This window comes from Desulforhopalus glucosivorans, from assembly GCF_054397165.1.
On record NZ_AP044854.1, the window covers coordinates 4,385,915 to 4,398,582 of the forward strand.

The 12,668-nt window shown below is 45.1% G+C and carries 8 protein-coding genes; 4 read left to right on the plus strand and 4 right to left on the minus strand.

The window, feature by feature from the left end; genetic code table 11:
• The first annotated feature begins 33 nt into the window (after positions 1-33).
• The 3 genes from ACX6CI_RS18730 to ACX6CI_RS18740 all read left to right on the plus strand — a co-directional run bounded on the left by ACX6CI_RS18730 (position 34) and on the right by ACX6CI_RS18740 (position 4,464).
• Positions 34-2,280, plus strand: a complete 2,247-nt coding sequence (locus ACX6CI_RS18730) for a type I secretion system permease/ATPase (RefSeq protein WP_458775185.1) — start codon at positions 34-36, stop codon at positions 2,278-2,280.
• Entirely contained in the window at positions 2,273-3,616 is a 1,344-nt protein-coding gene (locus ACX6CI_RS18735) for an HlyD family type I secretion periplasmic adaptor subunit (protein WP_458775186.1), read from the plus strand. The genes ACX6CI_RS18730 and ACX6CI_RS18735 overlap by 8 nt, the downstream gene beginning before the upstream one ends.
• A 197-nt stretch (positions 3,617-3,813) precedes the next feature.
• Complete coding sequence (locus ACX6CI_RS18740) at positions 3,814-4,464, plus strand: transglutaminase-like cysteine peptidase (RefSeq protein ID WP_458775187.1); 651 nt, start codon at positions 3,814-3,816, stop codon at positions 4,462-4,464.
• A 283-nt stretch (positions 4,465-4,747) separates the two neighbouring features.
• Here the strand turns inward: ACX6CI_RS18740 and ACX6CI_RS18745 are convergent, their stop codons facing one another.
• From ACX6CI_RS18745 to ACX6CI_RS18755, 3 genes are read right to left on the minus strand one after another with little or no spacing between them, the layout of a single operon-like run.
• Complete coding sequence (locus tag ACX6CI_RS18745) at positions 4,748-5,755, minus strand: omptin family outer membrane protease (protein ID WP_458775188.1); 1,008 nt, start codon at positions 5,753-5,755, stop codon at positions 4,748-4,750.
• A gap of 23 nt (positions 5,756-5,778) precedes the next feature.
• On the minus strand, positions 5,779-8,931 hold the full coding sequence (locus ACX6CI_RS18750; RefSeq protein WP_458775189.1) for an efflux RND transporter permease subunit: 3,153 nt from the start codon (positions 8,929-8,931) through the stop codon (positions 5,779-5,781).
• A gap of 3 nt (positions 8,932-8,934) precedes the next feature.
• Entirely contained in the window at positions 8,935-10,119 is a 1,185-nt protein-coding gene (locus tag ACX6CI_RS18755) for an efflux RND transporter periplasmic adaptor subunit (RefSeq protein WP_458775190.1), read from the minus strand.
• A 231-nt stretch (positions 10,120-10,350) separates the two neighbouring features.
• Here ACX6CI_RS18755 and ACX6CI_RS18760 point away from each other — a divergent pair, with 231 nt between their 5' ends.
• Positions 10,351-11,676 carry a TolC family protein gene (locus ACX6CI_RS18760; RefSeq protein WP_458775191.1) on the plus strand — a complete coding sequence of 442 codons (1,326 nt, stop codon included), beginning with the start codon at positions 10,351-10,353 and terminating at the stop codon, positions 11,674-11,676.
• Between the two features lie 27 nt (positions 11,677-11,703).
• Here the strand turns inward: ACX6CI_RS18760 and ACX6CI_RS18765 are convergent, their stop codons facing one another.
• Entirely contained in the window at positions 11,704-12,579 is an 876-nt protein-coding gene (locus ACX6CI_RS18765; RefSeq protein ID WP_458775192.1) for an HAD hydrolase family protein, read from the minus strand.
• Between the last annotated feature and the right edge of the window lie 89 nt (positions 12,580-12,668).

The window sequence follows — 12,668 nt, forward strand, 5'->3', positions numbered from 1 at the left end:
AAGCACGTTAAACCATCAACGATGGAATACTATATGAGCAAGGAAGAAAAACAAGATCAGAAACAGCATGAGGACAGGGATAAAAAGAGTGGTTGGGTGTATCCTGAGAGCGCAAACACCTTTTTTGACCCGCTCTTGACCTCGTTGGTTATTATCACAAAACTGCACGGCCGGCCAATGGCTGCCGAGTCTCTTACAGCAGGCCTTCCACTTGAAGACAATCGATTAACACTGGCACTGTATGTACGCGCCTCTCAGAAAGCCGGCTTTGCATCGAGGGTGGCAAAACGAAAACTCTCCCAGTTGAGTAACCTGACGTGTCCCTGCATCCTCCTGCTTCCGAACCGCCGCTGCTGTATATTACATGCAATTGATCACCGCAACAACAGTGCAGAAATCATTATTCCGGAGGCAAGCGAAGGAATAGGTTTTGAAGGAGAAAAAGACAGCGATGGGTATATATCAGTCAGTCTTGATCAACTTGAAGAAGAGTATGAAGGACATGTGATTTTCTCCAAACCGGAATTTCAATTTGAAGGGCGTGCTGAAAATACACTTTCTCTTGAGTCGGAGCATTGGTTCTGGGGTACTATCTTGCTTTCCTGGCGGATCTACAGAGATGTTTTTCTTGCAACAATTTTCATCAATCTTTTTGTTTTGATCAGTCCTTTTTTTGTTCGCAATGTGTATAACCGAGTGGTCCCCAATAATGCCATTGAGACAATGTGGTGGTTGGCTTTAGGGGCATTCATTGCTTTTAGTTTTGATATTACCCTGCGGATTATAAGGACCTATTTTCTTGACCTGGCAGGTAAAAAATCAGACTTGATTCTTTCTGCAAAGCTTTTTGGTCAGGCCCTTGGGATGCGTTTTGAAGGAAGACCAGCGTCAGTTGGCACCTTTGCCAAAAATATTCAGGAATTTGAAGTTGTCCGTGATTTTGTCACCTCTGCAAGCCTTGGCGCCGTCGTAGACCTCCCCTTTGCCTTACTGTTTTTAGCAGTTATTGGCTTAATGGCCGGTCCTTTGGTCTGGGTCCCGGTAGCTGCTATTGCGGTGATTGTTGTCTCCGGCATGATTTTTCAACCAATTATGAAAGCCGCAATTGTGAAGTCTTCACGTGCCAGTTCCCAGAAGAATGGTCTATTAATTGAAAGTCTTCAGGGTCTTGAATCCGTAAAGGCTACTGGTGCAGAAGGACAGCTGCAACGCAAGTGGGAAGAAGCGGTGAGCTACATTGCTCAGTGTAATATGAAAAGTCGGCTGCTCTCCTCAACTGCAGGGTCCGTGGGTACATATACCAACCAGCTATCAACTATCATTCTCCTGATTTTCGGTGTTTACCTGATTAAAGATGGCACTCTAAACATGGGATCGTTGATTGCTGCCATGATGTTGAACAGCAGAGCCATCTCCCCATTTATTCGACTGGCCAATATCGCGACCCGCTATAATTCCGCACGCGCGGCATATTCCTCCCTTAAGACGGTTATGGAGCTTGAGCAGGAGCAACCACCTGAGAAAAAATTTATCCATCATCCCGTATTTGAGGGGGAAATTAGTTTTAACCAGGTAGATTTCAATTACCCCGATACGCAGTATTTGGCTCTTGCCGGTGTCAGTTTCAACATTAAAACGGGCGATCATGTTGGTATTATAGGTAGGATTGGCTCAGGAAAATCAACAATCGCCAGACTGCTAATGGGCCTATATAAGCCTATAAAAGGCAGTATTGAAGTAGATGGTATTGATATAAACCAATTAAATCCTGCAGTACTGAGAAGGCATATTGGCCTTGTTACTCAGGATCAGATACTGTTTTACGGTACTATCAGAGAGAATATAGTCATGGGAGTCCCCCATGTAGACGATCGGATACTAAATAGAGCAGCTGAACTCGCGGGTGTCATTGATTTTATACGACATCAACCGGATGGACTTGATATGAACGTGGGCGAGCAAGGTCGGGCACTGTCTGGAGGGCAGCGCCAATGTGTGCTTCTGGCCCGGGCTCTTTTATTGAATCCACCGATCCTGCTCCTTGATGAGCCAACAAGCTCAATGGACAGTAGCTCAGAGCAGTTGTTTATCGGGAGGCTGCAAACTATAGTTGAAGGTAAAACGCTGGTTCTGGTAACTCATAAAACGTCTCTGCTTAAACTTGTTGATAAACTTATTGTTATGGATCACGGCCAAATCGTCACTCAAGGCGACAAACAAAGTGTTATTGGCAAATTACAGGATAACAGTGTTTCGGAGGGGCAACATAATCATGTCTGATACTAACTCTGCTCAAACCAATACAGGAAATACTGCGACGATGGATAAGGACGGGGCGTATGTCAGTGATGTGCAAGCTGCAATTCTATTACAGAGTCCTAGAGGCGGAAGGCTAATATTGTATGTTATTGCGCTTCTAGCAATCTCCGCTCTTGCCTGGTCCTGGTATGCAGAAATTGATGAAGTCATCAAAGGACAGGGAAAAGTGGTCCCTTCCTCAAGGGTACAGAAGATTCAAAATCTTGAAGGTGGGATTCTAAAAGAAGTGCTTGTCTCAGAAGGACAAGTTGTAGAAAAAGATACCCCACTTTTGATACTGGATGATGTTCAGTTCAGCGGTGAGTATCATAAAAACGCCCTTGAAGCAATTCGCGCTCAAGCCGCTATTGAGCGGTTAAATGCAGAAGCACTTGGCAAAGAGTTGTTTTTCTCAGAAGAGCTTGTTACCCGATACCCGGAGCTGGTTCAACAGCAAAGCAATCTTGCAAAAAGCAGAGGCGATAACCTGCAAAACCAGATTGACGTATTACAGCTGACGAAAAAAGAAAAACAGGCGATACTTGAGCAGCTCAAGCAGAAGCTGGCCAATGCCAAAAATAAATTAAGCTTGGCTCAGGAAGAATTGGCCAAACTCAGACCTTTGCTTAAAAGTGGTGCCGTCTCCGAAATGGAAATTCTTCGTTCCCGACAGAGTGTTGCCGAAGCAAAATCTGAGATGGACAACGCCATGCTTGCCATACCGGAAACAAAAACCATTATTCTTGAAGCACAGGAGCGTCTCGATCAGGCTGTGAGTGATTTTAGACAAAAAGCCAGGGAAGAGATGGACGAAATGATGAGCAAGTCTAAGGCACTTCTAGCTGTACAGAAATCTTTAGAGGACCGGGTTGACAGGACAATAATAAAATCACCAGTGCACGGAACTGTGAAAAAAAACTATGTTGATACTATTGGCGGTACAATTCGACCGGGTATGACCATGATGGAGATCGTACCACTTGACGATAAACTGCTGATTGAAACAAAAATTCCACCTAAGGATATTGGCTTTATCCGTCACAACCAAAAGGCAAAAGTGAAACTCAGCGCTTATGATTTTGCTGTTTATGGAGGACTTGAAGGTACAGTAGAAAGGGTGTCTGCTGACTCAATAACTGACGATAAGGGTAGAACATTTTTTGTTGTTAATATAAACATACCGCATAACTATGTCGGTGACAAAATAGATAAATTGCACATTATCCCGGGTATGCAGGCGGAGGTCGATGTGGTTGTTACACGAAGGAAAATCATTGATTATGTTCTGCGCCCCCTTCTTAAATCAAAATATAACTAATCAAGCAAACCTGATTCATATAATCAGAGAAGAGGTGCATTGAAAAATATCCGACACATATTCTATCTAAGGGAAATTACGTCTTCAACACATTTTGTACCCTTCCAAATATTTTGAACACTATATGAATAAAAAAATAGAGCAAAGTATCGAAGCCTATATAGGGAGGTTTGAGATAGAAAAAGATGAGTGCTGAAATGAAAATAATATACGCAATGGTGTGTGCAGTGCTTTGTGTAGTGATGATATCACTCTATCAAGTTCCTGAGCTACAAGCTGATCTGAGCGAGAATTATGAAGAAACTCGTATCCACAGTAAAAAAATTGATGCTCGGTTAAAAGATTGGATCCATCGAGCCAAGAGCCATGCCAAGAATCTCGAAAATTCAGATCACAAGACAATTGCACGCTGGCGGACACAGATGCAACACATTAAGTTTAAAAACGAATTTGAAGAACTCCAGCATTTAAACAGAATTATTAACAGTGATGTTGTCTACCGTGATGACTATACCCATTTCCATAAAAAAGATTTCTGGGCAGACCCGGAAACGACTTTGGAAGAAGGTGGAGACTGTGAGGATATTGCATTACTCAAAGCCGCAAGTTTGATTCGACTGAAGTGGCCGCACAGCCGAATGCACCTCCTTGTTGGTTACCTGACAGAAAGAGGTAAGGCTGAGTCCCATGCCGTTCTCCTCGTTGAAAACATAAAAGGAGAACAATTAATATTGCGCTCCATTACCAACGAGGTTGTACGCCCGGGTCATTTTCAATTCGTACCTATCTATGCAGTGGACGGTGAAGGAACAATAATTATAAAACCACCTGAGGAAAAGCAGACGTAAGCTCCTTCATGCCATTTGGGAAAATCCGTACAATAGGTATAAAACTGCTGTGTTCAATGAGGGCTTCATTTTTACTGAACAAAAAGTGTTAACTGAAAAACTTCCCCGAGCAGCTTGTTGAACCTGTGAATGGCTCAAGCTGAATCTTTTCCATAGGGAGTTTCTCCGCAGCACCGTTAGCCATTGCAATAGACGTGAAAAACAGAAAGAAGAGTAGATTGAATACAACAGATTTCAGAAGAGCAAGGGGGAACAGTGGTGTTCCCCCATCAGGACTTAAAGCTTAGAAAGTATAGAGCAGCGAGGTAGATACCATCATAGACTGCTGATCCATACCGGCACCATCATTATAGTAGCCCACAACACCATTGGAATGCACTTCTGCATCACCCTGCATTGTATCATACTTCTGATATTGGAAACCGACTTCAAGACCCAAACTTTCCGTAATGTCAAATGTTCCGCTAAGGTCAAAAGCAATGAGATCACCATCTTCAAAGTCATCATAAAATACTATATTTCGCATATGGTGGTAGTCTGTCGCCTCGCCTTGGACAAAAGGAGAATAGATTATACGGCCAGCGAGGGAAAATCTATTGGAAAAACCAGCGGAAAAGCCTAAACCACCATAGAAAGAGTCGAGGGTCTGTTCATAACTGACCCCAAGCTCACCATCAGGGAAAGAGCCACTGGAATCACGAAATCCACTGCTGGAATAGACATAATCCCCACCCCTTGCTTCCCAACCAAAATTGTCTCTTTTATAGCCAACGATACCTGTCAGAACAGCATTCTGGGACCTGAAAAAAGCGAAGTTAGCACTCACATCAATTATGGAACCGTCGGTTACATCGGTGTCCTCATGGTGAGACCAGTGTGTCCAGTCATAGCCTGGGACCAGCCAATCGTTGTCATCCATGGTCCCGTCACCATCGGTTGCCTTAAACCAACCATCAAAATTAAAGCTCACCCAGGTTCCTATCTCCAGAACACCGTTCACACCAACCATAAAGAGATTATCGATTTCCCAGGTTAACTCGCTAAGTTTATGATTATTTAATTCTGGTACATATACAAACTCTGTGGATTCACCCGTTAAATATCCCGCTCCAACTCCCAGTGTAAAGCGAACGGCTGAAGTTGCGGGCGCTACTTCCACCACCTGCTCCGTCTTCGCAGGCGCTACTGCTACAGGCCCTGTTGCCGCCCCATATGCGCTCCCGGACAAGACCATAATAATCCCAAGTACAACGGCTGATACATAGATTTTTCCCCCGGAAATTTGCTTCATATCTTCCTTCCTCATGAAATTAGCTAAATCATCTTTCTATTCTCAACTTCCTCTTCAACATCCACAAATATCTCCCGCATGGACTCAAGTAACACATAGACCACAGGGACAAGCATGGTACTGATAAAGGTGGCAGCAACCATCCCGCCTAGCACAATAACACCAATGGAGCGCATGGTCATGGCCCCGGCTCCAGTGGCAAAGGCCAGCGGTATAACACCAAATACAAAAGATAGAATTGTCATCATAATTGCTCTAAAGCGTAAAGAGGCTGCCCCCATGGCAGAGTCAATAATGGAGAGCCCTTCCTCCCGTTTCTCCTTTGCCACCTCCACAATTAAAATAGCATTTTTCGATGAGAGTCCAATAAGGAGAACAAGCCCAATCTGAGCAAAGAGATTGTTATCAAGACCCGCCATATTCTGTGCCACAAGAGCCCCAAGCATAACAAGGGGTACAGGCAGGAGAATCATCATCGGTAGAACCCAGCTCTCATACTGGGCTGCAAGAACAAGATAGACCACGATAATTGCAAAGGTAAAGACAAAGATTTTGGTATTGCCTGCGAGTTTTTCCTGATACGACATACCCGACCACTCAAACCCATAACTCTTATCGGCAGGAAGCACCTCTTCCGCCAGTTCTGCCATGGCATTCATTGCCTGGCCAGAGCTGTAACCGGGTGCCGCAGTACCATTAATGGTTATGGAACGGTACATATTGTAATGGGGTAGGTCAGCTGGGCCTATGATTTTTTGCATCTGCATCAGAGAACTGAGAGGCACCATATCACCACGGTAGTTCTGTACAAAGACCTTGCCGATATCCCCCACCTCACTTCGAAACTCCTTATCGGCCTGGATAAACACCCGAAAAACCTTGCCATACTTTGTGAAGTCATTCACATAAATAGAGCCCATATAGCCCTGAATGGTTGTGAAAATGTCGGACACATTTACACCAAGAGCTGCAGATTTTTTCCTGTCTATATCAAGCCGAACCATCGGGTAATTGGGAGAATACGTAGTATAGGCTCTACCAATTCGAGGATCAGCGTTTGCTGCTGCTATGAGATTATTTGAATGGTCAACAAAGGTGTTAAGGTCTCCTGACAAATAGTCCTGTAACCTGAAGTCAAAACCACCTACTGTACCAAGTCCTGGAATACCCGGCATATTAAAAGCGGCCACATTGGCATCATAAATCACAGAGGCCTTAATATTAACACTCTGAATAATCGCATCGATGGAAAGATCGGGCGTCTGTCGCTCCTCCCAGGGTGAAAGCGTGACAAAACCAGCCCCAGCGCTTGAATCGAGGGTTCCGGCCAACATGTTATAGCCATCAATAATAACGAGATCTTCAATTCCCGGGATAGCAAGGAGTATCTCTTCCAGCTGCTGTCTGATATCCGTCGTTTTTCCGATGGCAGTGCCCGGCTTGAGGTTAAACATGACCATGAACCCACCCTTATCCTCCTCGGGCACAAAGCCTGTCGGGGTAACGGCAAAGATATAATAGGTGCCGTACAACAAGCCTACAAAGGCCACAACAACAAGCCAGCGCATCTTGATAAGAAGGGAAACTATCGCAAGATACACCTTCGATATTTTATCAAAAATAGAATCAAAAATTCTAAAAAATATGAATTTGCCCTGCCCGTCGGGTAATCGCCTGATTACTATCGCACTGAGCGCTGGAGAGAGAGTCATAGCGTTAAGAGATGAGATAAGTACTGCAAAACATATCGTGAGGGCAAACTGTCTATAGATGGCACCTGTCAGGCCCGGCATCATGGAGACCGGAACAAACACAGCCACCAGCACAAGGGTGGTTGCAATGATAGGACCGATCAGTTGAAGCATGGCCTCTTTCACCACCTGAGGGATGGTGAGATCCGGCTTCTCATTCATAATTCGTTCTACATTTTCAACGACGAGAATCACATCATCCACCACGATCCCGATGGCAAGAATGAGTCCGAACAGGGTGAGAAAGTTAATTGAAAAGTCCGCAGCCAGAAGCGCACCAAAGGTACCAACCAGGGAGACAGGAATAGCCACAGAGGCAATAATGGTAGGTCGCCATGATCCCAGAAAAACAAAGACAATAAGGATAACAAGTGCCACTGCTATAACGAGGTTCTGCACCACGTTTTTGATCGCGACTTCAACAAACAGGGTGGTGTCATAGGGTACCTGGTAACTGACACCCTCTGGAAATCTGGACTTCAGATTTTCCATTCTCTCAACTATTTTCTTCTTGATGTCAAGGGCATTGGAGCCGGGAAGCTGGTAAATGGCCACCATGGCAGCCGGCTTTTTATTGAGTATAGCATTCCAGCTATAGTTTTCTGCGCCCAACTCAACCGTGGCGACATCTCTTAAATAGACCAGAGTACCGTCATCTTTGAATTTAACGACAATATTTTCAAACTCATCCACATCTTTTAATCGACTCTCCGTGGTGAGAACAAACTCGTTTGGCTGATCATGAAAGGTCGGCGGCGCACCAATTTTACCAAGGGCGGCCTGACTATTTTGAGACTGTATCGCGCTAATAATTGCCGCAGGAGTAAGGCCTAAGGCCTGGATACGATCCGGGTCAAGCCAGATCCGCATGGAGTACTTTTTCTCTCCCATGTTTTCCGCCTTACCAACACCGGGTACCCGACGCAATTCATCAAGGATATTGATATTGACATAGTTACTCAAAAAACTGTCAGTAAACCCCTCCCCTTCTCCGGTAAGAGCGACAAAACAGACGATGCTCGGGGATTGCTTATCCACGACCACACCCTGCTGATTTACCTCCGTGGGCAGTTGAGGTGTGGCGGTAGAGACCTTATTTTGTACATCAACGGCCGCGATATCAAGATCATAGCCTGGCTCAAAGTATACATTAATCTTACTTGACCCTGAGCTGGTACTGGAGGATTGCATATATATCATCCCCTGCACACCATTGATTTTATCTTCCAGGGGCCGTGTCACAGTCTCTTCAACTGTGTAGGCATTTGCGCCTGTATAGGTGGCAGAGACAACAACAGTTGGTGGTGTAACCTCCGGATATTCCTGGACAGGTAACACAAAAAGAGAAACAATACCCGCGATGACAATGAGCAGTGAGATGACCATTGCAAAAATAGGACGCTTAATGAAAAAAACAGACAACATATTCTACTCCTTTTCAGGGATCATCTGATCTTTTTGCATTATCGCCATCACACTTTCGGTGGCCGTTACATCAGTGGGTTCAACCTTAGCGCCAGGACGTATCTTGGCAAGACCACTTGTGATAACCCGCTCTCCCCCCTCTAAACCTTTGCTGACCACTGCGTAGTTACGGGTTTCCATCCCACGTTTGATATCTACTCTCTTTGCACTATTATTCTCGTCTACGACATACACATAACTCCCCCGCTGGTCATCCTGAATGACTGAAGGAATCAGCATTAAGAACTCTGCCTTATCAGTTACAAAAAGTTCCACATAGACAAAGGTTCCCTCAAACAGTTGACTTTCAGGGTTTTCCACCGTTGCCCGCATGGTTATTGTACCGGTCATAGGGTCCGCCTGATTATCATTAAAATCGACAAATCCCTTGAAAACACCTCGATCGAGTAACTTCTTATAACTGTTTGGTACGGTTACCCTCGCATCAAGTTTATCCTTTGACTTATAGGTCTGTACGAGTTGATACTGCTCTTCGTTAGGGCTGAAATAGGCGTGCATGGGGTTATCGGCAATCACTGTGGTGAGTAGGGTCTTTTCACTAAAGCCTACAATATTTCCCACATCGATATTTTTCCTGCTGATTTTTCCCGAAATGGGGGCGACAACATCCGTATAGCTGAGATTTAAAAGTGCGTCGTCTATAGCTGCCTCATCCGCTTTAATTGCAGCCCTTAGTTCGGCTACCCTCGCCTCATTCTGCTCCAAGGTTACACGGGGTGCAAGCCCTTCTGCCACCAGGGGCCTGTACCGCTCAACATCGGCTATGGCAAGATTAAGTGACGCCTCATCGGCCTCTTTTTTTGCCTTTGCCTGGGCAACAACAGCTTCGTAGCTCGACTTTTCAATGACGAACAGTTTCTGTCCTTTTTCAACCTGGTCACCCTCGGTAAAAAGTATTTCTTCCAGTTTACCCGAAACCCGTGCACGAACCTCGACCCGCTGACTGGCCTCAGTCTTGCCAGTGTACTCTATCCATATGGGAACATTCTCCTTGGCTACGGTCACTACATTGACAGGAACGGGCGGGGGAGCGGGCCGTTCTGCTGCCTGCTCATTTTTTTCCTCACTACATCCACACAACATAAAACACCCGGCAACCAGTAATGCCATGGTACGTCTAAAAGACATGGGATACCCTCTCAGTAAGTACAGCAACAAATTATTATAAAAGGCCCACATTCAAACTGATTTTAATGAGACCTTTACCTTGCTTAGTCATTGTGGTAGGAAAACAGTATAAAATACAATTAACACTAATGTTATCGGTCATTAAAAGTCAACCAGAATTAAAGCCCCTAATGATCGTTATCACCCTATATTCAAAGAAAAACCGCCACCACCCATTGAGGAGTTTTATCGATGTTTTTCAGATCACTGCTTATCTTATGTCTGCTGACAACCGTTAACATCGCCCAAGCGTCTACCACAGAAGAGTTGTATTTACAGGACTTTATTGATCTGGCCCTCAACAACAACCCCCAACTGGAAGTTGTTGTTCAACAGTACATGCAGACCACCGGTCGTGTTCAACAGGCCAAGTCAGGTTACCTCCCACGGGTAGAACTTGGGGGATCTTTTGGTAAGGTACATATTGAGAACCTATCACCTGATGAAGATGATGTTATCTATGCAGGCATCAGCGCCTCCCAACTTATATATGACTTTGGTCAAACCACAGGTGCCATTAAGTCAAGTAAGCTCTCACGGGATGCTGCCCGTTCAAACGTAGACCAGGCTATTCATGATGTGATACTCCTCGTGAAAGAATCCTACTACAGTACACTTGAGAAAAAATTCCTGATAGAAGTTGCTCTTGAGAAAAAGGAGAGTTATGAGAAGCATCTATACAGGGCCAAAAAGTTCTATGAAGCTGGTGTTCGTACCCAGATTGATATAACCAATGCGGAGCTGGAGCTCGCCAACAGTAGGCTCGAACTTTTACAGGCACGAGCAGATCTTAAATCCACCAGGGTCCAACTGGAACAGGTCATTGGTGTTCAGCCAAATGGTGGTAATTATATAGTTGCCAGTCAAAATCAGAAAAATATCGATAGTCTGACACAATCAGCACCGGCACTGGAATACAACCTTCAGGAACTTCTGCTCATTGCCCCCGACTCCCGACCGGGACTGCAGCAGGTTGATCAGCTCTTTTATGCCGCAGAGGCAGCCCTTAAATCCGCAAAAGGTGAAAATTGGCCACTGTTTGCAGCCACTGGTAGCTATGACACCTACGAAACCGATCTAACAAGCCTCCCGGATCAGTGGACAGTTGCCGCAACCCTTACCTGGGAGATATTTTCAGGATTTGAAACTGAGGGAAAGATCGCAGAGGCAAGGGCAGTAATGCTTGAACTGGGAGCCTCCAGACGTGAACTTGAGCTTTCAATCATTCAGGATATCACAGACAACCATCTCCGTGCCGTTGAAAATTATGAATCCATCGACATAGCGGGCCTTGCAACACAACTGGCTAAAAAGAACCTTCAACTGGCTGAAGGTAGATACCAGGCGGGCCTGGGAGATATGATCGAGTATAACGATGCCCAGCTCGGTTTTACCGAAAGTCAGGCCGATCTCATCTCCATCTATTTCAGCTACCTGACGTCTCTTGCAAGAATTGATAGAGCGGCTGGTATTGATCCTGGCATCCCGGAAGGAACACTTGAGTCAATGCTGGAGTAATGTGTTATTACTTGGGGAATTCTACTATCACTGGACAGGTATCTGTGACCAGCGGTTAATGGCCTCAGTGACGCCTGCTTCATTATTTGATGAAACAACTGGAAAGAGTTGTTTCATGCAACTTGGCCCATTCTCAACAAGGTAGCTATTTGCTGCCCAGTGCAATAAGTCCTGATCATTATAATCGTTGCCAACAGCACATGTATCCTTTTGTGACAGCCCTAAGTTCTTACAAAGCCTAGCAACTGACTGGCTTTTAGATACCGGTTTTGCAAAGATTTCAACCCATTCTGATGTCCCATCCAGAGGTGAGGTTGCCAGTACTACACTACACATCGGAAACTGGTCCTGCACTCTCTTCATAAGCTTATCCCCAGCACCCTTCTCTACAATACAGAGCACCTCTGTTGCCTCTACCCCACCGATGAGCCCTTCTGGTGGAAGAGGGGTTGCATATTCACTATAGATATTGAGTCGTCGCTTAAAATCCCCATTTTCTTTGCCATGAAGGCGATAGAGAAAGTGATGTGTATCTGGGACCGGCTTGTGGATCATATAATCGCAGCCCAAAGGTTCAAGAAAATTTGCGATAGCATCAACCTCTTCTTCCTGTAATGAGATAGACTCTAGGATTTTTTCCCCTGGGTACTCCATAAGCCCAGCCCCCGTTGAAAAAACCACATAGTCTATTGGAAGTTGATTCTTCGCCCTACTACCAGCAACCCCCTTCATCAAGGAGCAGAACGAATATTTCGATCGGCCTGTTGCAATTGCAGTGACGTACCCTTGGGCCTGCAGGGAATGCAGGGCTTCAAGATCATCTTGATTGAAGGTCTTTGCATCTGTGAGTAGGGTTCCATCAAGATCTGTTACAAATAAGCCCTTGTATCTACCGTTCATCATAAAAATGTCATTGTATTAAAAAAGGCAATCCGTCAGAACAAGAGTACTACTCCCTCATCCTGACATGATTACCATGTTGTGTCGTAAAT